The organism is Parachlamydia acanthamoebae, assembly GCF_000875975.1.
GTDB lineage: Bacteria > Chlamydiota > Chlamydiia > Chlamydiales > Parachlamydiaceae > Parachlamydia > Parachlamydia acanthamoebae.
The window spans coordinates 1-220 of record NZ_BAWW01000022.1 but is presented as its reverse complement, the minus strand read 5'-3'; the positions used below and the strand labels follow the sequence as shown (position 1 = coordinate 220).

1 pseudogene is annotated in these 220 nt (G+C 38.2%); it reads right to left on the bottom strand.

The window, feature by feature from the left end:
- Positions 1 to 58 precede the first annotated feature (58 nt).
- Positions 59 to 220 (bottom strand): annotated as a pseudogene (locus AOM43_RS13285) (IS256 family transposase); the annotation flags it as partial.

Genomic DNA, 220 nt, shown 5'->3' with positions numbered 1-220 from the left:
GAGATATTGTCAAATGTTGTGTTTTGAGCATCTAATAGCGCATCCAATTTTTTAAAAATTAAGCTGTGTATTTCACGTTAAAGACTTCTTCCCCATCTTTAAACTGCACACCCAAAATCAGTTTGCTAATCAACTCATGACCTTTTAATTTTCGCCATCGCTTTTGCGCTTCCATTGAAAGCTTGTAAACCATGGCAAGTGTGGCTGTTCTGGACCCACA